The 22,875-nt window shown below is 62.9% G+C and carries 21 protein-coding genes; 5 read left to right on the top strand and 16 right to left on the bottom strand.

All coding sequences use genetic code 11. From position 1 onward, the window contains the following. Positions 1-2: 2 nt before the first annotated feature. Positions 3-146 (bottom strand): hypothetical protein, encoded by a 144-nt coding sequence (locus PQQ95_RS14890; protein WP_408438145.1) that lies wholly within the window; start codon positions 144-146, stop codon positions 3-5. Between the two features lie 352 nt (positions 147-498). Between PQQ95_RS14890 and hfq the strand changes: the two genes are divergently transcribed. Next, positions 499-984, top strand: coding sequence for an RNA chaperone Hfq (hfq, locus tag PQQ95_RS14885; RefSeq protein WP_408438144.1), 486 nt, complete (start codon positions 499-501; stop codon positions 982-984). A gap of 20 nt (positions 985-1,004) precedes the next feature. Here hfq and PQQ95_RS14880 read toward each other — a convergent pair whose 3' ends face one another. The 15 genes from PQQ95_RS14880 to PQQ95_RS14810 all read right to left on the bottom strand — a co-directional run bounded on the left by PQQ95_RS14880 (position 1,005) and on the right by PQQ95_RS14810 (position 16,228). Next, positions 1,005-1,232 (bottom strand): hypothetical protein, encoded by a 228-nt coding sequence (locus PQQ95_RS14880; RefSeq protein WP_408438223.1) that lies wholly within the window; start codon positions 1,230-1,232, stop codon positions 1,005-1,007. Positions 1,233-2,291: 1,059 nt separating this feature from the next. Then, entirely contained in the window at positions 2,292-3,008 is a 717-nt protein-coding gene (locus PQQ95_RS14875; protein WP_408438143.1) for a DUF2968 domain-containing protein, read from the bottom strand. Positions 3,009-3,055: 47 nt separating this feature from the next. After that, positions 3,056-4,447 carry a sigma 54-interacting transcriptional regulator gene (locus PQQ95_RS14870; RefSeq protein ID WP_408438142.1) on the bottom strand — a complete coding sequence of 464 codons (1,392 nt, stop codon included), beginning with the start codon at positions 4,445-4,447 and terminating at the stop codon, positions 3,056-3,058. A 15-nt stretch (positions 4,448-4,462) separates the two neighbouring features. After that, on the bottom strand, positions 4,463-6,325 hold the full coding sequence (locus tag PQQ95_RS14865; RefSeq protein ID WP_408438141.1) for a TadG family pilus assembly protein: 1,863 nt from the start codon (positions 6,323-6,325) through the stop codon (positions 4,463-4,465). Position 6,326: 1 nt separating this feature from the next. Then, positions 6,327-6,704 (bottom strand): DUF3613 domain-containing protein, encoded by a 378-nt coding sequence (locus PQQ95_RS14860; RefSeq protein ID WP_408438140.1) that lies wholly within the window; start codon positions 6,702-6,704, stop codon positions 6,327-6,329. 37 nt (positions 6,705-6,741) lie between these two features. Further along, the gene (locus PQQ95_RS14855; protein ID WP_408438222.1) at positions 6,742-7,593 is read right to left on the bottom strand and encodes a tetratricopeptide repeat protein; all 852 of its coding nucleotides are present in this window, start codon (positions 7,591-7,593) and stop codon (positions 6,742-6,744) included. Between the two features lie 43 nt (positions 7,594-7,636). After that, positions 7,637-8,650, bottom strand: coding sequence for a type II secretion system F family protein (locus PQQ95_RS14850; RefSeq protein ID WP_408438139.1), 1,014 nt, complete (start codon positions 8,648-8,650; stop codon positions 7,637-7,639). Between the two features lie 2 nt (positions 8,651-8,652). Further along, the gene (locus PQQ95_RS14845) at positions 8,653-9,681 is read right to left on the bottom strand and encodes a type II secretion system F family protein (protein WP_408438138.1); all 1,029 of its coding nucleotides are present in this window, start codon (positions 9,679-9,681) and stop codon (positions 8,653-8,655) included. Then, complete coding sequence (locus tag PQQ95_RS14840) at positions 9,674-11,020, bottom strand: TadA family conjugal transfer-associated ATPase (protein ID WP_408438137.1); 1,347 nt, start codon at positions 11,018-11,020, stop codon at positions 9,674-9,676. The genes PQQ95_RS14845 and PQQ95_RS14840 overlap by 8 nt, the downstream gene beginning before the upstream one ends. Positions 11,021-11,023: 3 nt before the next feature. Continuing rightward, positions 11,024-12,265, bottom strand: coding sequence for a fimbrial protein (locus PQQ95_RS14835; protein ID WP_408438136.1), 1,242 nt, complete (start codon positions 12,263-12,265; stop codon positions 11,024-11,026). Between the two features lie 132 nt (positions 12,266-12,397). Then, a complete protein-coding gene (locus PQQ95_RS14830) occupies positions 12,398-13,828 on the bottom strand; it encodes a type II and III secretion system protein family protein (protein ID WP_408438135.1) in 1,431 nt (476 codons plus the stop codon). A 41-nt stretch (positions 13,829-13,869) separates the two neighbouring features. Further along, positions 13,870-14,811: a Flp pilus assembly protein CpaB gene (gene cpaB / locus PQQ95_RS14825; protein ID WP_408438134.1), complete on the bottom strand. Its 942-nt coding sequence runs from the start codon at positions 14,809-14,811 to the stop codon at positions 13,870-13,872. A gap of 91 nt (positions 14,812-14,902) precedes the next feature. Further along, the gene (locus PQQ95_RS14820; protein ID WP_408438133.1) at positions 14,903-15,400 is read right to left on the bottom strand and encodes a TadE/TadG family type IV pilus assembly protein; all 498 of its coding nucleotides are present in this window, start codon (positions 15,398-15,400) and stop codon (positions 14,903-14,905) included. Then, on the bottom strand, positions 15,397-15,897 hold the full coding sequence (locus tag PQQ95_RS14815; protein WP_408438132.1) for an A24 family peptidase: 501 nt from the start codon (positions 15,895-15,897) through the stop codon (positions 15,397-15,399). The genes PQQ95_RS14820 and PQQ95_RS14815 overlap by 4 nt, the downstream gene beginning before the upstream one ends. Before the next feature lie 142 nt (positions 15,898-16,039). Beyond that, positions 16,040-16,228, bottom strand: coding sequence for a Flp family type IVb pilin (locus PQQ95_RS14810; protein WP_408438131.1), 189 nt, complete (start codon positions 16,226-16,228; stop codon positions 16,040-16,042). Positions 16,229-16,887: 659 nt separating this feature from the next. On the opposite strand from PQQ95_RS14810, the gene PQQ95_RS14805 reads away from it, so the two are divergent. From PQQ95_RS14805 to PQQ95_RS14790, 4 genes are all read left to right on the top strand, one after another. Then, entirely contained in the window at positions 16,888-18,489 is a 1,602-nt protein-coding gene (locus PQQ95_RS14805) for a collagen-like triple helix repeat-containing protein (RefSeq protein ID WP_408438130.1), read from the top strand. Positions 18,490-18,656: 167 nt separating this feature from the next. Continuing rightward, positions 18,657-20,111 (top strand): collagen-like triple helix repeat-containing protein, encoded by a 1,455-nt coding sequence (locus PQQ95_RS14800; RefSeq protein ID WP_408438129.1) that lies wholly within the window; start codon positions 18,657-18,659, stop codon positions 20,109-20,111. Between the two features lie 249 nt (positions 20,112-20,360). After that, positions 20,361-22,070, top strand: coding sequence for a ShlB/FhaC/HecB family hemolysin secretion/activation protein (locus PQQ95_RS14795; protein WP_408438128.1), 1,710 nt, complete (start codon positions 20,361-20,363; stop codon positions 22,068-22,070). 176 nt (positions 22,071-22,246) lie between these two features. After that, the gene (locus tag PQQ95_RS14790) at positions 22,247-22,732 is read left to right on the top strand and encodes a DUF2147 domain-containing protein (protein ID WP_408438127.1); all 486 of its coding nucleotides are present in this window, start codon (positions 22,247-22,249) and stop codon (positions 22,730-22,732) included. Positions 22,733-22,875 lie beyond the last annotated feature (143 nt).

Below are 22,875 nucleotides of genomic sequence, written 5' to 3'. Positions count from 1 at the left end.
GCTCAGTAGCCACCGGCGCTGCCCGTGTTACTGCTCCCACCCGAAGCGCTGCTGTCAGTCGCGGAGGTGCAGGCGCTCGTTACGAGCGAGCCCAGCGCAAGCGCAAGCAGCACGAAGGCCGAGGAAAGGATACGGGATGCTTTCATAGTGAGTCTCCTGATGAGCGCCCGGCCGGCGCCTGCGAGCCGGGGAACCCGATCGGCCACGTGCGGTATGCAGCGCTGCCATGCCTGGATTAACGTGGGCAGGCTGTGATTTATTCCACGTGCGGCACCGGCGCGCACCAACTTTTTCCGCCATCCCCATCTGACGCGCCCGAACGTGGCGAAGAAGACGCGATTCGTCGGCAGATTCGTAACTCAACGTTACAGTCAATAGTTATCAGATGCTTATGTGCGCGCAAGCCGTTATAGTGGACGCAGTTCGCCCGCAGAAGCGTTCTGCCCCCACACAGGGTAGAATCCCGGCGAACAACCGTCTTTCTAACCTGAATTGTCCATGGCTTCCGCAGAATCGCATCCGCAAAACGACTTCATGAACGCTGCGCGCAAAGAACGAAAGCGCGTCGAGATCTATCTTGTCAACGGCATTCGCCTGACAGGGTGCATCGAGTCGTTCGATCAGTATCTGGTGATGCTGCGCACGCCTGTCGGCCTGCAAGGCATTTACAAGCGCGCGATCTCCACGATCCAACTCGACACCGGCACGCGTCCGGCGCCGCGCGCCGGGGGGCGGCCTTCGCACGGCGAGCACACCACGCGTGGCCCGCACGGCTCGCGTGAACCGCGAGAACACCGTGAGCCGCGTGAACCGCGCGAGTCGTATGGCGCGCCGTCTTCGGATCGCCCTGCGTCGTCCGATCGTGGCAGCAGCACGTCCGATGGTCCGGTGGTCGTAACGCGCCGGCGGCGTCTGTTCGGCACGGGTGGCGGCGACGGCGGCAACCATGGTGGCAGCGGCGGCACCAGCGGCGGCAACGAATAAAGCGCCGCCATAGCGGCCGGCTACTCCGACGGATGGCCGAGCCGCTGCAAGATTTTTTCCAGTCGCATTATCTGCAAGTCAGTCAGCTCGAATCCACATTTGACCGCCAGCACGCGGCGCCGCCAGTACACGGCGTCCAGCATGCGTAGCGCCGGTTGCCGTGTTGCCCAATCCAGATGTTCCAGTTCGGCTTCCACCACGTGTGATGCGTTGAAGCGTTGCGCGCGCGCAGGGTTTTTTCGGTCCATGTCGTTTGCTGCCTTGTTGTTCGCTGCTTCTGTTGGCTCCCCTCCCGAGCCTGGACGTTGCCCGTTCACGGTATGCCGTGTGGTTTTCTTTGGCCGGTGCGGCCGGTAGATGCTTTTGTTGTCAGGCGACACTCGGAAAACGACTTGATGCGGAATGGTTTTTAAGTTTTGTTTTTTGGCTTGTTGTTTTCTTCTGATCTCGTTTTGGGTTTTGAAGGAATTGCTTACGGTGTGGGCGTTCAGGTCGTTCCCGCTGATGCGCTGCCGGGCCCGCTTTGCGTTATGCTGAGTTGTCGAGTCTTTTCTTCTCTCGTGGAGCACGTCATGACCAAGCAGAAGCAACATGCGCCTCATCATAAGGAAACGGCTCAGCCAGCCGCCGAGTCTTCGGATAGCCGGCTTGATGAGGCTCTTGAAGAGAGCTTTCCTGCTAGTGATCCGATTGCTGTCGATATGACTGAGCCGCGGCAGTCGACGGGGGAGCAGGTGGCTTCGGGGGGGAAGAAACGGCATTAGGTTGGCGGTTTTTTTTGCCTTGGGCGGCGGCGTTTTGGGGGCGCTTGGGGCGTTGGCCTTTCCTTGAATTGCTATTGGTCTATTAGCGTTCGCCCCTGTGCGGGGCAGGCACTTACTTTCTTTGCCGCCGCAAAGAAAGATAAGCAAAGAAAGCGGCTCACACCGCCAGCTCATAAGCGGGGCCCCCGCACAGTTACGGTAGTGGTGCATCTGGAATCCGTGCCCCTGCACCTTCTCGCGCTTGTGACAAAGGTGTCATCAGCTCCCACTCCGCACTACGTGCGTCGCGGATGGGTCTGCCAGGGAAACCTGCGGCGGATGTGGAAATGCCTGCTCTTGCGGCACGGATGTTTCGAAAAGGGATGTCCGCTCGTGCGGCTGGGATGCTTCGGAAGCGAAGCTCTCTACTGCGGGGATAGGTGACTTGCGTTACTAAACGGTTTGACGCTCAGTTTTTTTACGTCCGGCCTTTACGTTCGATGGGCGGGCGGCGCTTTCAAAGGCGCCTTGCCCGCCCATCGTCCGGTCTTCCCGTCATCGCGTTCAGTGCGACGGCAGGCCGGTTTCCAGTTGACGCTGCAGTTCGCGAACCTGGCGTTGCGCGGCGCGGAGCTGGTCTTGCGCGGCAGCCTTCTGCTGCGCAAGCGCCGTTGCTTCGGCACGGGTCTGCTGCTGCTGGTTCGAAACAATCGTCTGCTGCTGATGCGCAATGTCGAGGTCGGCCTGCAAGCGGTTGGCGCGGTCCTGCGACAAGGCAATCATGCGCTCCGTGAACGCCTTCTGCGCTTCCAGCTGCGTGCGCCGAATCTCGACGTCCGACAGTTGCAGCGTCTGACGCACAAAATCCTTGTAGATCATGTCGGCACGCGTGGCGTCCTGCGTCTTGATGACGCGCCAGAAGTTCTTCTGTTGGAACAACGCCACGTAGTACGTCATCTCCTTGCCGTAAAACAGCAAGCTCGCTCCGTAACTGCCGTTGTACGTGGTGCGCAATTCGCTCAGATCCGAGCCCCGGATCATCTGCTGCAATTCCGCCACATTGCCCGCTGCAGACTGCTTGGCTTCGTCCGGCGTCAACGCGCTCGTCTGTGCCTGTCCAGCCGCTGAATTGGCCGGCAAAGCCGTCGTCGTGCCCGGTTGGGAAACGACGCCAGCGCTCGACCCGCTATCCGGCAGAGCCTGAGCATTCACGCCCTGCACGGCCCCCATCGCGATGAACGCTGCCAGGGCAATCTGCCGTAGTTTCGACTTTCGGTCCATGTAAATCCTGCTTGAACAGTTTTTGTTTTAGTACAACCGTCTCATTATTACTCACTTTCACGTGTTTCGGGCTCTTCATCAAAAATTTGGTATTTGCGCATCTTCTCCCACAAAACCTTGCGGCTGATCCCCAGATAAAGCGCCGTGTCCTGCCGGCGCCAACCGTTGGCGTCGAGCGCGGCCAGCACGCGGTTGCGCTCGGCCATGTCCCATTTGCTGCGATCCACCAGCACCTCGGCGGCGCTCTCCGCCGGCACCGGCTGGCTGGTGCGCGCAAGCGCGAGCAGCCGCTGCAGGCGCGCCGCGTCCCACGCGCCGATCTGACGCACCGTCACGCCGATCCGCTCGGCCAGGTTGCGCAGTTCGCGCACATTGCCGGGGAAGTAGGTGTCGGCCACCGCGTCGGCGAGCCAGTACGGCAGGTCCGGCAACGCGGAGAGACGCTCGCTGCCGACGATCTGCGCGATGAAAGCCTTGAAGATCGCAATCTTGTCGACCGCGCCCCGCTCTTCGAGGGACGGTATCTTCAACTCGATCACTGCAAGCCGATAGTAAAGATCGGCGCGGAAAGTGCCGTCCTTGACCAGTTGCGGCAGATGTTTGTTGGTCGCCGCGACCAGCCGGAAGTCGAGCTTCACCGGCGTGGCCGAACCGATGCGCGTGACCGCGCTGTCCTCGAGCACGCGCAGCAGCTTGACCTGCTGATAGAGCGGCAGATCGCCGATTTCGTCGAGGAACAGCGTGCCGCCGTCGGCCTGTTCGAAGTAGCCCTTATGCGCGACCACCGCGCCCGTGAACGAGCCTTTCGAGTGGCCGAAGAACAGCGATTCGAACAGCCCGTCCGGAATCGCACCGCAGTTCACCGCGACGAATGGTCCCTGCCCGTAGCGGGTATGTTTTTCGTGCAGCAGCTGTGCGATGCGCTCCTTGCCGACGCCGGTTTCGCCGTGCACCAGCACGCTCGTATCGCAATCGGCAAACGTGTCGACTTCGTGCAGCAGCGCCTGCATGCACTCCGAATTGGCGATCATCGCATCCGACTCGTGCGTCTTGGCGCTGTGTGCGCGCAATTGCAGCACCAGCTTCATGACCATGCCGCGCAATTCGGCGCACGTGAAGTCGAGCGGCAGGATGTGCGAATAGTCGGACGGGTAAGTCGCCGGATCATGGTCGCGCGGCGCGGCGCCGACCCACACGACGGGAATGCCGTGCGCGGCCTGCCAGTCGCGCATGAGCAGCGCGCCGCTGTCGATCACGGAAACGCTGATGATCGCGAGCGACGGCCGCAGCGCCGTCCGCTCAGGCGAGATCGCGATATCGTCCGCGCGGATCACTTCGACGTCGAAGCTCGCCATGCAGCGCGCGACCCGGTCGACGATGTCGGCCTTGCCTTCCCAGACGTAGATATCGAGTTCCTCGATTTTGGGGTTGGTTCTCATCTTGTCTTGGTTACGCTAGTTGACCAGTTGCGAGACGCCGCATGTCAGCGACATATTGTGGACCGTGGCGGTGCCGACTTGTACGCCCAACAATGCAAGCGTCGGGACGAGGACGGTGTCGAGCAGATTGAAAACGGGTTGCAACAACGGCGTCAGGATGCCGGTGACCGCTGTCAGAATCGGCTGCAGCAGCGACGAAATATCGATCAGGTTGTTGAGAAGCGAAATGTCCAGCGCGCCGGGCAACGCGTTCAACAATTGCGAACTGAAGATGGACAGCGCGCTGCCGACCTGGTTGGAATTGACGCTCGCCACCGCGTCGAAGCTGCCCGACGAGCCGTTGATGACAATCGGCGTAGAACCCGGCGTCAAGGCCAAGGGGCCGACGCCGTGCACGATGACGTTGGCCACCTGCGCCGTCAAGCCAAGCAGTGTCGCCGTGACGGAAGCCAGTTTGATCGGGGACGCATAGACCGCCGCGGTGACGGCCGGGGTGACCGGTATCGTACATTGCACACTGCCGCCAGACAGACAGGCCGCCGCGATGCCCGGCGTCACCTTCAGCGTTGCGTTGGTGGCCGCTTTAGTGCTTTCGCAATCGACCGCCGTGAGGCTCGCGGTGCCGGGCGCAACGGCCAGCGTGACCACGAGCGGCGTGCTGAGCGCGGAGATCGACGCGGATACCAACGGCGGCAAGCCCACGGTCAACGTCGGCAGCGAAACCGGCGCCAACGTGACGATCGCGTTGACCACGGCGGTACGTGCAACGGTGCGTGGCGCGGACGATCCGTTGACGACCGTCGTGCCGCCCTCGCCCACCGCCAGCACCGGTGGATTGATGACCTGTAACGAGAGTCCCAGCACGCCGGGCAGGCTGGCTGCCACGTTGATCACCGGCGCGTTGCCCACCGAACCACCCGGACTGCGCTGCGCGAGCTGCGCGGCGACCAGCAACGCGTCGAACGCATTGATGGTCGCAGTAGTCGCGGCATTCGGGTTGGCCAATCCAAGCGAGAGAAGCCCGGGCGCCGAGGTGCCACTGTCGCCCACGGTGATGTTCTGGCCACCAGGAATGGCGACGGCCAGCGTCTGCAAAATTGCCGCATTGACGGTATCGCCGCCAGCCTGCAACGCCTTGACCATTGCCACCATCAGGTTCTGATAACTCACCGTGGTGGCGAGCAGGCCTTGCATGTTCGCCGCGCCCAGCGCCACCATCAGATCTTCCAGTTTGATGTGCGCGGTGGCGAGACTCTGCGTGTCTCCCACGCTGAGTGACACGCTCGTCTTCAGTAACCCGCCAAGGATCGCGTTCAACAATGCCGATTGTTGTGTGTTGATCGTCGCGATGCCGGTGCCGAGCGAGAACGCGTCGATGTTCGACGCAAACGCTGTGGCGGTTGCCGTCACGGTGCGAGAAGGTCCGAGGAAGAAATAAGGTACGACCTGACTCGTCTGCACCTGCACCGCATTGAGCGGGTTGCCGCTCGTGCCGAAATAAGTCTTGGAACTCGTGTCCCAGCGCCCGCAGGTCGTGGTGAGGATGGTCTTGGTGCCGTCGGCGTTGAAACCGTTGGACGTAGCATTCTGCTGCGCGGCCGTAGTCGCCGTCGTGCAGCCGCCAGACGTACTGATGACCTGGACCGCAGCCATTGCCGCCAGATCCGCCGTACGCTGCAATTGCCTGCGCACGAAATACACATTGCCAATGTCAATTGCGCCAAGCGCCGTGATCGCGATGACCAGCCAGATTACCGCCAGAACCGCGATCGCGCCATGCTGGCGATGTGCGCAAGACATTGACGCACCGACACGCCGAGCGCATAGCCGTCGCGGATAGCGGACGGTCGTGGCAGTGGCGGATGACTGTTTGCGCATATCAGTTTGAACCGCCTGAGCCGGTTCCGCCGGTTGCACCCATCGCGCCTCCATTCCCGCCGCCACCGTTGCTATTCAACGCCGACCCATACAGATCGGGAATCCTGCTTTTAAACGATTCCATGTAACGACGGTAGGCAAGCCCGGCCTCGGCGCCGAGCATCGGCACCGAGGGCGCGGCCTCCGTATTGCTGCTTTGCAGATCAAGCCACGCGCGTGTCGAGTGACCCACTTCGCTGCCCCGGACCGGCGGCTGCGTGGCCTCAATCGGCTGAGCGGCGTCGCTCGTCTGCGCAATGGCTGGAGCAGCCATGCCCATCGCCACAGCGAAGCACAGCAGCGATGCCACCCGGCTCCGCTTCGTTGTTCTCTCTTTCATCCCAACTCCCCTGATTTTCCGATCGATCACGACACGCTCATTGCGAAAAACGCTGCAACAAGCGCGGCGCCGGCTCGATGCCTTGTGCGCTCGCGACCGTGCCGGTGCTCGCGCCCGCTTGCCCGAATTGCTGTTGTGGTTGCGTCGGCGATCCATGTGCCTGCGCGCGGCCGGCCGCAGCTATCTTCGCCGCATCGCTACGAATTGCCGCCCGCACGTCCGGCGTGAATTTCTGCTGATTCATCACCGCCTGCGCCTGCGCCAGGTCGCCGTTCGCAAGCAGATAGAGCACAATATTGCTGATGATCTTCGGGCTGTTCTGATCGAGTTCGGCCGCCTTCATGAGTGGTACACGCGCGCCGTTCACATCGCCGTCACGCAGCCGTGCGTAGCCAAGATCCGACAGAGTTACCGCATCGGTCGGTGCGAGTTGCGCGGCCTGCTGCAGTTCCTCAGCGGCATGTGAAAAGTCACCGGCAGCGCCGGAGATCAGACCAAGCCCGCGATATCCGCGCATAGCGAGCGGCGTCTTCAGCAGTTGTCCGTAAGCCGTCGTGGCAGCGTCGGACTGATCCGTCATGCGCAACGCGTCAGCACGCAGCAGAATCGTGTCGGGGCTCACGCCGTACTGTTTTTCGTACGCGTCGATATGCGCGAGCGAAGCGAAATAAAGCCCCTGCGACTGCATCTGATCGATCAGTCCGAGATACATGCCGGGCGTATCCGGCGCGGGATCACGATTGGCCTGCGGGGCCATCGCCGCACGCTCGGCCTGCGCCCCGACGCCATAACCTGCAACGTCTTTCGACGCACATGCGCCGAGCAGGGAGAACGCGGCCAGCACGACGGCGCAGCACATGGTGCGGCGACCGGTTCGAGCGGCGCTCATCAGGAATTCGAACGAAGATGGACAGTGAGTCATTGCAAAATCCTTACCGATGCATCGTGCGCAATGAATGTTGGACAGCCAGTACGCCCGGGCCGGCTGTAACGATCATCAACGCGGGCAACAACGTGATGATCATCACGCCGGTCATCTTCACGGCGAGACGGCCAATGCGTTCGCGCAACATGGCCCTGCGCGATTCGCGCAGGCGGTCGCCGAATTGCTTGAGCGGTTCCTGCACAGCGCCGCCATGCCTGTCGACCTGGATCAGGAGCCGTACGACTGCGCGCAAATCTTCGTTGTCGTAACTCGAAGCGAGCCGGTTCAGCGATTGCTCGCGAGTTCGGCCGGTTGCAAACTGACGCTGCGCGATTTCCAACTCGCTCGAAAGGACTGGCAGCATCGTTCGGAAATCATTGACCATTACCTGCAAGCTCTGGTCGAGCGACAAGCCCACGCCCTGTAACAAGCGCAGCAGATCGACCAGTAACGGCAATTCGTCGACCACACCAAGGCGTCGCTTGCCGGCACGTCGCGTCAAGATGATCTTCGGCACCATGAAGCCCACCATGACCGAAAAAAACAGCAGAATGACGTAGCGTGGGCCGGCCAGATGACCGCGCGCCAACGCGCCGACCAGTACAGGCAGCACTAGCGCGCCCACCAACCGCGCCATCAGAAAGAGACCGCGCGTGCGCGTATCGACGAAGCCGCACTGCTCAAGCAGCCGGCGGTCTTCCTCGGCAACAACCTGCCGACCAAAGGGCGTGTCAAGCCAGCGAATTCCAGCGTGCGCAAAGCGCTCCAGTAGTCCTTTGAAACCTGTGGGCTGCACGTTTCGCAAAGCCGCTTTCGACGCATCGTGAGCGCCATCCGTACTACGCGGAGCCGATGCGGCCGCAAGCGCCGCGGTCTGTAGCGCGCGCTCGTCGAGCGCCTGTCTGAGCGTACGTTCGCTGCGCCGCACAGCGGCCACGCGCGCCAGCACCAACCCGGCGAGCAGCAGTAACGCGAGAGCGACCAGAGCCAGTGCGAGAGCGACGATTTGATGAGCTTGCATCGTCAACTCCTCAGATTCGCGAGGCGATACAGCAGATAAGCGCCGACAACCTGCAAGCCAAACGCCAGGTAGACGAGCTGCCGCCCGGTCGGATCGAACCACATCGACGCGAAATATTTAGGATTGGAGAGGATCAAAAAACCCCCAATGCCGATTGGCAGCATCGCCAACACCCACGACGACAGCCGCGTCTCCGCCGACATCGCCTCGAGTTCACGCTCGGCCTGTTCGAGGTCGCGCATGAACGACGCCATGCGATCGAGCATCACGTCGGCACGACCACCGTATTTGACCGACAGACGCAGCACGGCGCCAACCAGTTCGAGCTGGCGCACGCCGTAGATCACGGAGACCTGCGACAGCGCACGATCGATTTCGACACCGGTGCGTAGCATCCGCGACACATAATCCAGACATTCGCGCAGCGGCGCCTCGGTGCTCTGCAGCGCGGCCTGGAACGCGGCGGGCACGCTGTTGCCGAGCGTAATCAGACGCACGATGCCGTCGAGAAACAGCGGCAATTGCCGCACGATCTGTTGACGGCGCTTGTTCGCGCGCACCGCCAGCAGAAAATAGATGAACATCGCGCACGCAACCAGCGTCGCCCCGGCGGCGAGTACGCCGCCTACCAGCGCGGCCCAGGCGCACAGTAGCAACACGATTGCGCCGGCAATCGCAACAGGCCCCCTGGCGCTGGCAATACCTGCGCGAGCCATCGCGTGTTGCACCATGAAGCGCACGCGCGCTTGCAGATAGCGCCCTTGCGCAAGCCAGCCCGCATCGGCTGGCGGCGCTTGCGGCGCGATCGAGGCAGACGCCGCGACAACACGCGCGGGCGCGACGCGCGAACCGCCTCCCGCACCACTTGCCAAGCCGCCCGCGCCGACTGGCACGGCCACCGCCATGCGGCTATCGATATAGCGCTCGGTGCTCGCCTGGTCTTTGCGTTGCGCGCCACGCTGCCATAGCAGCAACGCGAGCGCCGCGCATAGCAGCGCGAGCGCCGCGAAGACCAGTACCGCGCTAGACATTGAAGCCCCCGCCGAAGCCCGCATTGCCGAATCCGCTGTGCGCCTCACCACCGCCCAATGCCTGGCGGAAACGCGCGAGTTTCGGCGAGTGCGGATGGATGCCGAGCGACACCCAGTTATCGAGTTCGTCACCCTCTGCGGTCGCGACCGGTTCGTAGCGATACAACTCCTGAGTCGCGATGATGTTGTCCGACAGACCCGTGACTTCGGTAATTGACAGAATCCGTCGACGCCCGTTCGAGAGCCGGCCGATCTGCACAATGAAGTCGATTGCATTGGCGATCTGCCGGCGCAAGCTCGACTCGGTACCCTGGAAGCCCGCAAAACCAGCCAGCATTTCGAGGCGGTACAGACATTCGCGCGGCGAACTGGCGTGCACGGTGCCCATCGAGCCGTCGTGGCCGGTGTTCATCGCCTGCAACATTTCGAGCACCTCGCCGCCGCGCACTTCGCCGACGATGATGCGGTCCGGCCGCATCCGCAAGGTATTGCGCAGCAAGTCGCGAATCGTCACGACGCCCGCGCCGTCGAAGCCGCCTGGACGGCTTTCGAGCCGCACCACGTGCGGGTGGTTCAGCGACAGTTCGGCCGTGTCCTCGATCGTCACGACCCGCTCCGGCTCGGGAATGTGAAACGCCAGCGCATTGAGCAGCGAAGTCTTGCCCGAGCTCGTACCGCCCGACACCAGCACGTTGCAGCGTGCGGCGACCGCCGCTTCGAGCAGTGCGCCGATTTCCGCGTTATAGGTGCCGTTGGCGAGCAGATCCTCGGGACGCATCGGATCTTTGCGGAATTTACGGATCGAGACGATCGGACCGTCGATCGACAGCGGTTCAATCACCACATTCACACGCCCACCGTTCGGCAGGCGTGCATCGACCATCGGATTCGATTCGTCCAGACGCCGCCCGATCGGCGCGAGAATACGCCGCACGATGCGCAGCAGATGCGCGTTGTCGGCAAAGCGCACCTGAATCCTGGTCAGGATACCGTGACGCGACACGTAAACGTCGTTGTAGCCGTTGATCAGAATATCTTCGACGGCCGGATCGGCGAGCAGATCCTCGATCGGGCCGAAGCCCGCCAGTTCCTTGGTCAGCGCCTCGGCGATCAACCGCACTTCACTCTCGTTGATCGGAATCCGGCGCAGCCGCACAAAGCTGTCCATCTCCAGATCGACGAACTGGTTGATCGCGTTACGCGACCAGCGGCCGAACTCGGAGCCGAGTTCCTCGATACGCGTCAGCAGGTGTTCGTGCGCAGCGTTCTTGATGTCCTGGAACTGCTGGCTATGCGCGAACGAAGGCGCGTCGTCGGCAAATTCGATTTCTTTTGCCATCGTCTATGACCGCTTGTAAGTGGTTGGAATAAAGCGCTTGAGCGCGCCGAGCGTCGTTTTGCTGCGTGCTTGCGCGGTCGCGCGCGCAGCGCCGCCAAGCCGTTCGATCAAGGGTTCGAGTGCCCGCACATACGGATCGCGCGCCGCGACATCGGCCAGCAGATGTCCCTGGTTGACCGCCTGGCCGAGCGTGATGCGCCGCTCCGGCAAGGTGGCGAGCAACGGAATATCCAGACGCTGCGCGATCTGCGCAGCGGCGAGACCAAGGTCGGCGTCGAATTTGTTGACGATCAACCGCACGTTCGCCGTATCCACGCCCTCTTCACGCAATGCATCGAGCACACTGACCGCCGAAACGATCGAAGCCACGCCCTGATCGCACAACAGCCAGGTTTCATCGGCGGCCTGCACGACCTGGGCGATGAACTCGCTGTTGGTAAAGCCGCCGAGATCGACGATCTGCTGATCGAAGAAAGCACGCAGCCGGTTCAGCAATCCGATCGAGGAGGAATACGACACCTCACGCATGTCGGCGAGATTGGGCGGCAGCGTGGTAAGCGCGAGACCGCTCGAGTGGTGCGACAGTGCGGTGTGCACGAAGGTCTGATCGAAGCGGCGCAGATTACGCACGGCTTCGACGAAATTGAATTCGCTGCGCGTATTCAGGAGTAGCGAGCCGTCGCCGGCCGGCAAGCCGAGATCGAGCAAGGCGGCTTGCCGGCCTTGCGCGACGTCGCGTCGTTGCAGCATCACCGAGAGATTCGCGGCCAGCGTGCTCACGCCCATGCCGACGCGCGCGCCCAGCAGCGCGGTGACATTGCCATGGCGGCTGACCGGTTCGACGAGGTTGTCCAGCACCTGGCGCGTGATACGCAACGCGTCTTCGGCGGGCGCGGACAGGTCGATGAAATCGCGCACGCCGGCACGCAGCGCAGCCAAGGCGCTTTCGGGCTCAATCAACGAGCCGAGCGCAACGATCTGCATGCCGGGATAGGCCGTGCGCACGGCACTCGCCGCCGCACTCGCCGCAGCGGCACGACCGCCGGAAAAGTCGACGAACACCAGCGACGGATTCAGCGCTGCAATGCGCTGCATCAGCATCGAGGGATCGAGTGTGGCCGCTTCGACCACGCCTGCGCCCACCAGCGTATCGGCGAGCCAATGCACGTGTTCGTCGGCCAGCGACGCGAACACGAAATAATCGGTGACCGCCCGTTCAGTCAATGAATGCGTTCTCGCGTTCATATTGGACATCCTTATGCGGCATCGGCTGCGAAGCCCCCGCGTCGTACTGCTCGCCAGCGGGCATGCGCGATTCGCGTGCATGCTGACTCACCGCTCCACCGATCCGGCGCACCGCCTCGGCGCCCGCCAGCTTCACTTCGAAAATCCCGGCGCTGCATCACGCGCCGCCACACCACCGATCAGTGAACGCCACACCGGCCCGTTACGTTGCTCGGACTGCTCGCCCGGCGTCGTCGGCAAGGTTGCACCCTTGGCCAGCGGCGACACCAGATGCGGCGTCACGATGATCACCAGCTCCTTCTCGTTCTGCTGGTAATTCAACTGCTTGAAGAAGGTGCCGATCACCGGCAGATCGCCGAGCAAAGGCACCTTCGCGACATTCGATGCGGTCTCGCGGTCGATCAGGCCGCCAATCACGAAGCTCTCGCCGTCGCCGAGTTCGACGGTGGTGTCCGCACGCCGCGTGGTGAACGCGGGTACCGAGACGCCGCTGATCGTTACCGCGTTTGTGAAGTCGAGCTGACTCGCTTCCGGCGCGACTTTCAGCGCGATGCGCTGCGGGCTTAGAACGGTAGGCGTCAATGTGAGGCCGACACCATACGACTTGTATTCGATCGAGGTCGCACCCAATGCCTGCGGCACCGGCACTGGAATCTCCCCACCTGCGAGGAAGCTCGCGCTTTGTCCTGAGAGCGCCACGAGCGTCGGTTCTGCCAGCACGCGCGCGAGATTGTTGCTCTCCATCAAACTGAGGTCGGCAAAGATGCCTTTCGTCGCCGAACCGAATACCAGGTTGAACGCTGATGATAGAGGCGTAGCCAACGCCGGACCCACCGTCGCGCTTGTTGACGGGTCGAAAGCCTTTTGCGGCACCGTCACGGAAGTCGCCCCGTTCGGCCCCAGGGAGCCAAACGCGAAACCGTTCCTCTGACTAAAAAAGTTGAAGCCGATCTGCTTGAGCACCGAGCGGCTAAACTCGACCACTCGCACATCGACCTGCACCACCGCCCGACTCGCCACCGTCGACGTGTCGAACACCGCCCCGTCCTTGCCGAGCGAGCCTTCCGCCGCGACCACAGCGCGCTGGTGCGCCTCCATCGTCGCCGACGTGCCGGACACCACCGCGGTGCTTCCGAGCACCTTGACGCTCGGCGTATCGGGCCCGAGCAGCGAAGCCGCTGCCGGCGTGATGACATTGACCGTATAGATCAGCGGCGCCTCGCGATCGCTTGCCCACAGCATCAGGTTGGTCGTACCCGCCGCCTTGCCAACAAGGAGCACGCCACCGCGCTTGTCGCCCTTGATGATCAATACATCGGCTACTGCGGGATCGCCAATCGCAACACGCTGCAGCGTATGGCCGGTTGCGAGCGGTTGCTGCGCGCCGACTGTCAGGTCGATGGTCTGCGAAGGCGCACCTTGAGCTGTCTGGGCCGCTTGAGACGGCTGGCCGGCGTGCCCTCGCTGCACCACCGGGCCGGCCGCGTCAGTCGCAGCCGATACGGCAAGCAGAGCCAACCCGAGCCACGCCGCCTTCCTGAAAACAAAAATCCGTTGTGTCATGTTGTTATGGACGCGTTTGGCCGCCCGCTCCCTGAAACTGCTCACCAGGCGACCGTCTCGGCACGCCCACCCCGTATCACTTCGATACCGCTCTTTGTACTGTTGGTGCTGCGCACGACGCGTGTAGGCGGCATATGCGGTAACGGCGGCAGCCGTGCGCTAGTGCCAGCTGAATTGGTGCTTCCCGACAACGCGTCGAGCGACACGCCGGCCGCGGCACGAGTCGAATCCTGCAGCGGCTCACTCGCGTCGGCGCGAGCAACCGTCTTCAACACAGCCGGATAGGCCGGCAATGCGCTTTGATCGACTACTTCGGCATCCTTTGGATTCCGTAGTGCGAAGATCAGACGTCCGGAGCTTTCGGCAAGCGTCAAGCGATCCACATCGGCAACCGGCACCGCCAGCACTGCTGTGCGCACCAAACCGTTCGGATCCCCCGCAGTGTCGCCGCTAGTCGTCGCGTTGCCAAACGCTAGCACGCGCACTTTCGACATCAGGAGACGCGCCTGGGTACGGTCGATCTCGCCGCCACTGCCGACGACGCCATCACGCTTGAGTGTGAAAAACACGTCGACGAAATTACCCGGACGCAGCCGATTGCCGACCGCATTGCCCTCGTCGACCCGCACCGCGAGAGCGCGTTCGCCCGGCTCGACACGCTCCGCGAGTCCCGACGACAACTGGGTTTCCAGCACTGGCGAATCCGCGCCGATCTCGGCGTTGGGCACACGCCCGACGAGTTGCGCCGGATCGGTGAAAGCACCGTTCGGATTGATCGGCAGCAACTGAACACGCAGTTCGTCGACGGTAATCGCCTTACCCGCCGGCAACGTGTGAGTGGCCACCACCACTGGGAAGCTTGCGTGCGTGACGGGCGTTACGGTCACGGGTGCCGGACGACGCGACAGCGTCCACGCGAACAGGCCGAGCAGCAACGCGACTACGATCAATACGCCGGCAAGAATTTTGGTCAGATTCGGCATGACGACTCACTGCTTCGGTTAAACAATGCCGTGCCGTACGCGCAGTCGGGACCGCGTCGACGGACATAAAGGCTGGGAGCCAGCGCATGCTTCACTGAATGTTCTCCGGGTTGAGTTGTACCGTGGCGCTGCTCGACAGGGCACTGGGTAATGCGAAACTCATTAGTGGCAAGGTCGGCACCAGCGGGCTTGCCTTGTAGTTGTAAGTCAGCGAGACCTTCACGCACTGCATCGCATTACCCGGCCCGCAAGCCGCGGAAGTTGGCGTGCACTGCGCGGATTTCACCAGCGTGGCGGCCATCAGCGTCGCCGCTGCGCACGCGGCGTTGCCGCGATTGACCAGGGCGGTTTGCAGCGACGTGTTGCTCTGCCAGTTCAGCGCGGCGCGCGCGCCCTCTTCCGCTGCGAGCGTCAAGTTCTGCTGCGCCACAAAGATCAGACTGAAGGTGATGATCGAGTACAGGATCGTGAAGAAGAGCGGGAATAGCAGCGCAAACTCGACAGCGGTAGAGCCACGCTGCGCAAGCGCACGGCGTGCGTGGATGCGCTTGACCGGCGAACGCACGGTCAGGGTCGCGACCGGCTTCATCGGAGCACCCTGGTCAGTCCTTGCAGCACGAGCCATGCGCTGGCAGCCACCGTAAGACACGCGGCATACGGCGTGGAACGCTTGCCTGCCAGTTCGAAAGTCGCACCGTGATGACGGACCAAACCGGCGAGCCGCGTGCGCGTTATGACCAACAACCAGAGCGCATGTACGCCCGCCGCGAAACTGGCCGCCATCCACAGGCCGAGCAAAGCATGCATGCCGCACCACGCGCCGAGAACCGCGAACACCTTGACGTCCGCTGCGCCCATCAACCCAAGCGCGAAAAACGGCAACAGCGCGACCAGACCAATCAGCACACCAATAGCCGCCTGCGCCGGCGAAACGCCAAAAGGCCCGCATTGCAGAAACGCGCAGCCGAATGCCGCTGCTAAACCAGCAACGACAATAGAATTGGAAATACGCCGGGCGCGGCAATCGCTTATAGCGACCACGACGGCCCAGGCGATAAATAAAAAACCACCAACAGAGACATTCATTTTGCACTCGACAGGCGAAGCAACGCCATGCGGATTGAAAAGCAATCCACATTAGTCAAATTGGCGATGCGTTAAGAAACGCCTGCGAAGCAAATGGGCGACGGAACGCCGACTGCTTCGCGAAGCGTTTACAAGTTGCCCTTTACGCTGCTGGTGCTGCCTGCGGAGCGACGATCAATGCCGCGACATCGCCCAGAACCGTGTTGAGGTTATTTCCGATCAGCGTTACCGAGCCAGCAATGACGAGTACAACTAACCCCGCGATCAAACCATACTCAATGGCCGTCACGCCCTTGTTATCTCTCAGGAAGCGTTGTGTGAACTTTTTCATTTTTACCCTCGGACTTTCATTTATTTCGTTTGTTTACGTGCTGCTTCAGATGACGGAGTCTTCAGCGCTGCCGGACCATTGGTCTCTCATTCCTGGCCCAGCGTGTTGCGCTGCAGAAGCACCGCCTTGCAGCCGGCTTCAATAAAACAGATGTCTCTCAGCTGTCTGTTCGATTACGCACCTCCCTCGTCAATCTGTGATGCTTTCGGGTTTTATAGCCGAACAATCATATTTAAGCAATTGTCCGCTGCCCTTAGCTCGACCCCGTATGCGTTTTAGTGCCGTACTCAGGTTAACGGCAGTTCGTGCGTTGCAGCACATAGGAATAACCATGAGTTAGATTCGCTGCACTAATTATTTGTTTGAACAGAACGTTTCAAGCGCCGCGAGCCCTTCCGTTGCGCTTGCGTTACGCCGTGTTTCGTAACGGCGCATGCGGCTCGTTACGTTACGCAGCCCTCGCAAACGTTTAGCGAATTCATTTTCTCGCGCTATATCTGAGTTAGCAGACACTCCATCAATTCATCGCAAAGCCATATCACGTATGGCTTTACGCCCTTCTGCAAAAGAATCTTCTGCATTACTCAGTCGAAATGGCACGGCTCATGCAGAGGAAAGCACGCAGCAACACCCAATAACACATGCGATGCGAGGGCGACATGAACATTCAAACGGCCAACACCACACTTCGAACAACTCTGATTGCGGCCAGCGTGGCAGCAATGCTCTCTCTTGGTGCTTGCGGAGGCTCCGGAACCCTGAGTGCCGGCACCGGCAGCAGCGGTAGCGGTTCCGCCGGCGGCACACTTTCCACCACCGGCAACGGCAGCGGTTCGATGGGCTCGGGCGGCTCCGGCAGCACCAACACCGGCAGCAACGGCTCGGGAAGCGGGTCCGGTACGGGTACAGGCACGGGCACAGGAACAGGAACGGGAACCGGCACGACTCCGGTCGCCAATGCGCTCGGCACGGTCGTCGGCAACACCGGCGGCGTGGTCAACGATGTCGGTTCGACGGTCTCGGGCATCGGCAGCGTGATCGGTTCGCAAACGCTTCCCGGCGTCAACCCGCAAACCACCCAGGCTGCCGGCGGCATCGTGCAGCAAGTCGGCTCGGCGGTCTCGACGCTCGGCAACGGTGTATCGCAAGGGCTTGGCCAGCTTGGCACCGGCGGCAACGCGGTCGGCACGACGGTCTCGAGCCTCGGCGGCGTGGTCGGTCATGTCGGCGGCGCGGTGACGGATGCAGGCGCCCTCGTGACCAGCCTCGGCAGCGGCCCGCTCGCGCCGTTGGCAGCCATCACCACGCCGCTCGGCGGCGTCGTCAATACGCTCGGCAATGCAGTCACCAACGGCGGCGGCACGCTCACCACCGCACTCTCGACGGGCCCGGTCCAGCAAATCACGCAAACGCTCAGCACCGCGATCACGCCGATTACGTCGATGGTCGCGGCGACCACGCAGACAGTCGGCAACACGACCGGCCTCGGCGCACCGCTGAACGGCCTGCTCAAGACTCTCGGCGGCGGTCTCGGTCAAGCCGGCACGCTGATCAGCGCAACCGGCGGCAATCCGATCACGGCTGCGCTTGGTCACACGGTCACCGATACGGGCACCGTCGTCGCATCGGTGGGCGGCCTGCTCACCGGCAGCACGAGCGGCAATCCGTTGGCGCCGATCACCAGCGCACTCGGCGGCCTGACGGGCGGCACTAGCAGCGGCGGTCCGCTGGGTCCGCTCACCAGCGTACTCGGCGGCTTGACCGGTGGCACCAGCAGCGGCGGTCCGCTCGCGCCGCTCACCAGCGTGCTCGGCGGCTTGACCGGTGGCACCAGCAGTGGCGGTCCGCTCGCCCCGCTCACCAGCGTACTCGGCGGCTTGACGGGCGGCACCAGCAGCGGCGGTCCGCTCGCTCCGCTCACCGGTGTGCTCAGCAGCGTAACAGGGGGGCTGGGTGGTGCGTCGGGTGGCAACAGCCCGTTGGCGCCTGTCACGGGCCTCCTCTCGAGCGTGACGAATGGCCTGAGCAGCGCGACCGGCGGCAGCAGCGGCCCGCTCGCCTCGGTGACCGGCTTGCTGGCTGGCGTCACCGGCGCGCTCGGCGGCGTCACGACAACGGCAGCCGCAACGCCGGCGACGACGACCACCTCGAACCCCGGCCTGTCGCTGTCGGGCACCAGCGGTAAAGGATCGGGCAGCAACCCGCTCGCCCCGGTGACGTCGCTCGTCAGCGGCCTGCTCGGCGGCCTGACGAAGAAGTAAGCAACACCGTTGAAAAAAGCGCAGTAACCGGCACCCGGAGTACGGCCCGCCAGCCGTGCCCCGGCTCTGCCGGAACCTGACGGAATTGAGCCGCGCCGCTCAGACACCCGTTGCACCGGCGCACGCAAACCACGCACACGACATCTAGAAGACACTGAGGAGCACATATGTCCAGCCAACGTTTTTTTACTCTCCATGCGGCGTGCGCGACCGTGTCGTCGTTGCGCGCACCGTTGATCGCCGTTGCGGTTGCCGGCTTGCTCGCCGCGTGCGGCGGCAATGGCATCACGGCGCCACCGAGCGCGTCCACCGGCGGTGGCGCGGCCGGCGGGGGCTCGACGAGCGGTGGTCCGTCCACCAGCACGTCGTCGGGCACCACCGGCCTGGCCACCGCAGCCGCGCAGACCACTAAGGATCTCGGCAACACGATCGCTTCGCAGACCATCCCGGGCCTCAGCCCGCAAGTCACGCAAGGTCTCGGCAACACGGTGTCGAGTACGAGCAACACACTGAACTCGCTCGCCAATGCGGTGAGCGGCGGCGTCGGGCAGATCGGCACAACCGCCAATCCGGTCGGCACGACGGTCGCCGGCCTCGGCTCGGTGGTCAGTTCGACAAGCGGCGTCGTGCAAGGTCTGAGCACCACGGTCGGCGGACTCGGCACCGGCAATCTCGCGCCGCTGTCGCCGCTCACCACGCCGCTGGCAACCGTCCTCTCCACTGCCGCGGGCGCTCTGAACGCCGGTGGCGTGACGCTCGGCAATTCGCTGGCCTCGGCGCCGGTGCAGCAGATCACCCAGCCGCTCAGCACCGCGATCACGCCGATCGTACAGACGGTCGGACTCGTGACGCAGACCGTCGGCACGCAGACCGGCCTTGGTGCGCCCGTGGGCGGCCTGCTCGCGCAAATCGGCGGCACGTTGAGCTCGGCCAGCGCGCAAGTCGGCGCGGCAACGAAGAACCCGATCGGCGCCGATCTCGGCTCGCTGGTCGGCTCGCTCGGCAACACGGTGACGAACGCCGGCGGCCTCGTCAATCCGAACGGCCCGAATGGCGCAAATCCGATTCCTGGCTTGATTACGAGCCTCGTGGGCAGCACGAACGTGGCCGTCGTCAATGGGCCGCCTGCCAATGGCAGCCCGTTCGGCCCGCTGCAAAACGTGCTCGCAAGTCTCGGGCTCGGCAGCAACCCGCTCGGCTCGGTATCGACGCTGCTCGGCGGCACGCCGCTGTCCGGCCTGACCTCGGCGCTGAGCGGCACACCGCTGAGCTCGTTGACGTCGGGCGGCTCGCCGTTGAGTTCGCTGACATCGGTGCTGGGCGGCACGCCCCTGGCTTCGCTGACGTCGGGCGGCTCGCCGCTGACTTCGCTGACGTCAGTGCTGGGCGGCTCGGGTAGCGCATCGAATCCGCTGTCGACGCTGACTGGCGCGCTCTCCGGCGTCACCAGCAGCGCCTCGGGCAGCGGTGGCAGCAACCCGCTCGCTCCGGTGACCGCCCTCGTCGGCCAGTTGACCGGCACGCTCAGCTCGGCGGCGGGTTCGACGAGCGCCGGTTCGGGCAGCGCGACGGGCGGCTTGACGACACTGCTCGGTGGCCTGTTGCCGGCGAGCCATAAGTAGTCCCCACAAGTCGCTCTTTGATGCCGCGCGTACAAGGCGCCCCATTGGACGCCTCGTTACGCAGCGTGCATAAGCTGCCCGTCTTATCACGTGCTCCGTGCTTTTTGCAGCCAATGCTCAAGCCCGACGGAGCACGTGACGTAATACATGCAAGCATGGCAGTATGCGTCGAGCCACACATAAGCGATCGCGACCAGCCCGGCCAGGCGGCGCGTCCGCAAGACAAGAACGGCATACGAGGAAAATCCGATGAAACTCGGGTACGGTAGCAAATGGACCCTCCTGCTTGCGGCGATCGCGGCAAGCGGGATGCAAGTAGAAGCACAAGCGCAGTCACGCCCAGCCGGCCCGACCGTCGGCGGCAATCCGCTCGATTCGCTGCCGCAGATCAAGGCACCCGACAAAGGCCCAAACGTGACCATGCAGGTTACGCCGCAAGCCCCTCAACTTCAGGAACTGCTCGCCCGCCATCTGACGCCTTCAAAGATTCAGGTCGAGGGCGTGAAGTCCATTCCATTCGACGAAGTCGCGCAGCGCTTCACCCCGCTCGTCGGCAAAGACACCACCATCGGAGATCTGATTCAGGTCGCTAACGGCATTACCAAGCTGTATCAGGACCGCGGCTATGCGCTCTCGTTCGCATTCATTCCCGCGCAGACGTTCGACGGCGGCGTGGTGCGCGTGACGGTGGTCGAAGGCTATGTGTCCGCGGTCAAGGTGACGGGCAAACCGGGCGCGGTCGAAGACAAGATCCGCGCGATCGCCGACCATATCGTCGCCGACCGGCCGTTGCGGCGTGCCACCTTCGAACGCTATATCAACGTGCTGGGCCTGTTGCCCGGCGTGAAAGTCGCGGCCAACGTAGCACCGCCGCAAAATACCGACGGCGCCACCACGCTCGAACTGAACGTGGACCGCAAACCGTTCGACGTCAGCACCGGCATCGACTTCAATCACCCCGGCGTGCAAGGCCTGCTGACGGCCACCGAGAACGGCCTGACCGCACTCGGCGAACAGCTGAGCGTGTCAGCGCTGCTGCCGAAGGGCCGCGACAACGTCACCTATCTTGCCGCGCACGCCGCAGTGCCGATCGGCAGCGATGGGTTGATCGGGAAGATCGACGCGTCGCACTATCGCGGCAATCCCACCGACAATCCCGGCCTGCCCTCTTATATAGCGCGCACGGTCATCAACGACAAGGTCGGCGGCTCGCTGGCGTACCCGATCCTGTTGAGCAATAAGCAAAGCGTGATTGGCACGGCCTCGGTCTATGCATCGCACGACGAGGACCGCTACAACAACCATGACACCGGCGCACAGATCGGCTTTCGCTCACAGGTGCGCGTGTTGCAACTGCAGGCCGACTACACCAACGTGGAAACCGGCCAGGTGCGCCGCGCGAGTATCAACGTGGCGAAGGCTTTCGATATCCTGGGCGCGTCGAAATCCGGCGACTCGAACGTTCCCGGCTCGCCGGTCACGAATCCGGCCTCGATCAACTTCGTGCGCACGGGCGCAAGTTTTTCGCAAACCAACGAGTGGCCGCTGAAAATTGGCACCTCGGTGTCGTTGACCGGCCAGTACAGCGCCGTCTCGCTGCCGACGTCGGAACAGATTTCGTTCGGCGCGCAACGTTTTGCGCAGGGTTATGAACCGGGCGAAGCGTCGGGCGATTCGGGCTGGGGCGCGATGTTCGAAATCAACCGGCCGTTCACGCCGGGTTTCACCTATCTGCGCACCTTCATACCGTATGTCTCGTTCGACATGGCACGCGTGTATCTGCATGCAGGCACGCCGTCGCCGTCGAAGCTGTCGTCGATTGCGTTCGGCTTCCGGATCTCGGATGCGAAGTACTACAGCCTGGATTTGTCGGTGGCTAAACCGATCGGCGATGCACCGGTGGAGAGTGCGTCGCGCAGCCCGCGCATCAACGCGACGTTCTCGTATCAGCTCAACTGAAATTCGACAGTGCTGCGTCCTGATTAGAGGGTCCACTATCAAACGACACGCGCACTTTCACGTATTCTGCGCTGATGATGTGCGGTCCGCGGCATTCAAGCACCGGGCCGCCCATCTATGTGGCCAATAACGCCGCGCGACCATGATCGCGCCGTCTTTAATCAAGGAGGAAGACAATGATGCAATTCACCCAACGCGCACGCACAATCGCACTTCGCACAGCCAAACATGCCGCCCTCGCCGGCGTGCTGCTCGTCAGCGCCGTCACGGCAATGGCGCAGGCCGATTCCCCGGTCGGCATGTGGCAAACCATCGACGATCACACCGGCCAGCCCAAGGCACTGGTGCAAATTACACAGGACGGCAGCGGCTCACTGAGCGGCAAGGTGATCAAGGGACTCAGCGCGAACGACCAACCGGATCGCCGCTGCACCGAATGCACGGATGCGCGCAAAGACCAGTTGATCCTCGGCATGACGATCATCAACGATATGAAAAAGGACGGCGACGGCTGGGATCACGGGCAGATTCTCGACCCGGAAAACGGCAAGGTCTACAAGTGCAAGATGCACCTGGAAGACGGTGGGAACAAGCTGGTGGTGCGTGGCTACATCGGCGTTGCGCTGCTGGGCCGCTCGCAGACCTGGGTTCGCCAGCAGTAACGAGTAAGTCGCTCAGGCGCTGATGCCTGACGCGCAAAGAGGGTGTTCCATCAGAGCCGCACCGGCGGCCAGGATGGAACAGAAAGAAACGGCCGCCGATCGCGATCGTCCGGCCGTTTTTTCATTTGAGTCTGACTGGCTGG

It is taken from the genome of Paraburkholderia caffeinilytica, assembly GCF_046030355.1.
GTDB classification, from domain to species: Bacteria; Pseudomonadota; Gammaproteobacteria; order Burkholderiales; family Burkholderiaceae; genus Paraburkholderia; species Paraburkholderia caffeinilytica_B.
Note: the sequence above shows the minus strand (reverse complement) of the source record. Positions and strands in the feature narration are given on the sequence as shown.

What these genes read in the sequence shown, in the direction of transcription:
- PQQ95_RS14890 (WP_408438145.1), bottom strand. Translation starts at nt 146, where the DNA reads ATGAAAGCATCCCGTATCCTTTCCTCGGCCTTCGTGCTGCTTGCGCTT.
- hfq (WP_408438144.1), top strand. Translation starts at nt 499, where the DNA reads ATGGCTTCCGCAGAATCGCATCCGCAAAACGACTTCATGAACGCTGCG.
- cpaB (WP_408438134.1), bottom strand. Translation starts at nt 14,811, where the DNA reads ATGCCGAATCTGACCAAAATTCTTGCCGGCGTATTGATCGTAGTCGCG.
- PQQ95_RS14820 (WP_408438133.1), bottom strand. Translation starts at nt 15,400, where the DNA reads ATGAAGCCGGTCGCGACCCTGACCGTGCGTTCGCCGGTCAAGCGCATC.
- PQQ95_RS14850 (WP_408438139.1), bottom strand. Translation starts at nt 8,650, where the DNA reads ATGCAAGCTCATCAAATCGTCGCTCTCGCACTGGCTCTGGTCGCTCTC.
- PQQ95_RS14870 (WP_408438142.1), bottom strand. Translation starts at nt 4,447, where the DNA reads ATGAGAACCAACCCCAAAATCGAGGAACTCGATATCTACGTCTGGGAA.
- PQQ95_RS14875 (WP_408438143.1), bottom strand. Translation starts at nt 3,008, where the DNA reads ATGGACCGAAAGTCGAAACTACGGCAGATTGCCCTGGCAGCGTTCATC.
- PQQ95_RS14790 (WP_408438127.1), top strand. Translation starts at nt 22,247, where the DNA reads ATGATGCAATTCACCCAACGCGCACGCACAATCGCACTTCGCACAGCC.
- PQQ95_RS14830 (WP_408438135.1), bottom strand. Translation starts at nt 13,828, where the DNA reads ATGACACAACGGATTTTTGTTTTCAGGAAGGCGGCGTGGCTCGGGTTG.
- PQQ95_RS14840 (WP_408438137.1), bottom strand. Translation starts at nt 11,020, where the DNA reads ATGGCAAAAGAAATCGAATTTGCCGACGACGCGCCTTCGTTCGCGCAT.
- PQQ95_RS14795 (WP_408438128.1), top strand. Translation starts at nt 20,361, where the DNA reads ATGAAACTCGGGTACGGTAGCAAATGGACCCTCCTGCTTGCGGCGATC.
- PQQ95_RS14845 (WP_408438138.1), bottom strand. Translation starts at nt 9,681, where the DNA reads ATGTCTAGCGCGGTACTGGTCTTCGCGGCGCTCGCGCTGCTATGCGCG.
- PQQ95_RS14860 (WP_408438140.1), bottom strand. Translation starts at nt 6,704, where the DNA reads ATGAAAGAGAGAACAACGAAGCGGAGCCGGGTGGCATCGCTGCTGTGC.
- PQQ95_RS14805 (WP_408438130.1), top strand. Translation starts at nt 16,888, where the DNA reads ATGAACATTCAAACGGCCAACACCACACTTCGAACAACTCTGATTGCG.
- PQQ95_RS14815 (WP_408438132.1), bottom strand. Translation starts at nt 15,897, where the DNA reads ATGAATGTCTCTGTTGGTGGTTTTTTATTTATCGCCTGGGCCGTCGTG.
- PQQ95_RS14880 (WP_408438223.1), bottom strand. Translation starts at nt 1,232, where the DNA reads ATGGACCGAAAAAACCCTGCGCGCGCGCAACGCTTCAACGCATCACAC.
- PQQ95_RS14855 (WP_408438222.1), bottom strand. Translation starts at nt 7,593, where the DNA reads ATGAGCGCCGCTCGAACCGGTCGCCGCACCATGTGCTGCGCCGTCGTG.
- PQQ95_RS14835 (WP_408438136.1), bottom strand. Translation starts at nt 12,265, where the DNA reads ATGAACGCGAGAACGCATTCATTGACTGAACGGGCGGTCACCGATTAT.
- PQQ95_RS14800 (WP_408438129.1), top strand. Translation starts at nt 18,657, where the DNA reads ATGTCCAGCCAACGTTTTTTTACTCTCCATGCGGCGTGCGCGACCGTG.
- PQQ95_RS14810 (WP_408438131.1), bottom strand. Translation starts at nt 16,228, where the DNA reads ATGAAAAAGTTCACACAACGCTTCCTGAGAGATAACAAGGGCGTGACG.
- PQQ95_RS14865 (WP_408438141.1), bottom strand. Translation starts at nt 6,325, where the DNA reads ATGCGCAAACAGTCATCCGCCACTGCCACGACCGTCCGCTATCCGCGA.